The 1,077-nt window shown below is 52.7% G+C and carries 1 protein-coding gene; it reads right to left on the reverse strand.

Annotated features, from left to right (window positions below; all coding sequences use genetic code 11):
* Window positions 1-544: 544 nt before the first annotated feature.
* The gene (locus ACFFJK_RS22915) at window positions 545-922 is read right to left on the reverse strand and encodes a VOC family protein (RefSeq protein ID WP_379681963.1); all 378 of its coding nucleotides are present in this window, start codon (window positions 920-922) and stop codon (window positions 545-547) included.
* Between the last annotated feature and the right edge of the window lie 155 nt (window positions 923-1,077).

Consider the following 1,077-nt stretch of genomic DNA (forward strand, 5'->3'; position numbering starts at 1 on the left):
GGCGTCGCTCTTCCGACACCGTCACGACTTCGATGGTTTGGTTGTTTCTAGTCATACTCACAGTCTTACTCCTATCCGTAAGGATACAGCATCGACTGTGTCTGGTGAATCAAGGGGCTATCTCACACAGAATGCCTAGCAAGGCTAACGAATGCCAACTCATTGTCCAATACTGGCGCAGCCGTGTACGGGCCGGCTTGTCGCTCTTAGGACGTAGACTACGCCAGACGTTCAGCGCAGGGAAGATGACTAATAAAAAGGCCGCAAGCAGATAGTTCAACATGTAAAGAAGCGCTACGTAGATGAGGGAATAGGCGTTTAGCCAAAGCTCAGATAGGAGAGGTCAAGCTGAGCTTAGCATCGCAAAGGCTCTGAAAATTCAATAATTCTCACGCCGGGCCTAGCTCACGCGGCATAGTTCAGGTGTCCGCTTTTGGCCGATCTCGGCCGTTGAGCTCAGCATAGCAGGTGGCTGCAGCCGACGAATCGCAGGCTTTCACGAGAGACCGAAAACGACCCGACGCGGTCATTCGCGGTACGGCTGTTAGGAAGTTACGTTAATGACCGCTTCAATCCGATATCCCTCGGGATCAAAAACGAAGGCTGCATAGTAGCTATCGCCATATTCTGGCCGAGGCCCTGGTGCGCCATTGCACCGTCCACCGTGGCGCAGCGCAGCAGCATGGAATTCATGCACTTGATTCGGTTCCGTCGCGGTAAAGGCCAAGTGAAAGCCTTCGCCGGGAACCGTCACGTGCTTTGCAAGTTTCAGGCACAGTTTATCGTCACCACCTTCATACCCGTAGCCCACAGCTTCGTCGTCTGCAAAGACCTGGGTATACCCCAACGGTTCTAAAACCGCGTCGTAGAAAGCAGAGGCTCGGGGGAGATTAGTTACAGCTATAGACAGGTGATGCAGCATTATTTTCCTTGTTTGACAAGTCCGCTTCTGGCCCAGGCTGTGTAAAAACCTTGTGACCTTGTAAACGAACCGGGTTCGGTAAACGTTGAGCCAGTATCTCATCACTGGGGTGCCAAATGAAGCGCTTTATTGAAGGCGAAGACCGCGGGCAAGGC

The organism is Massilia consociata (genome assembly GCF_042432755.1).
Lineage (GTDB): Bacteria > Pseudomonadota > Gammaproteobacteria > Burkholderiales > Burkholderiaceae_D > Telluria > Telluria consociata.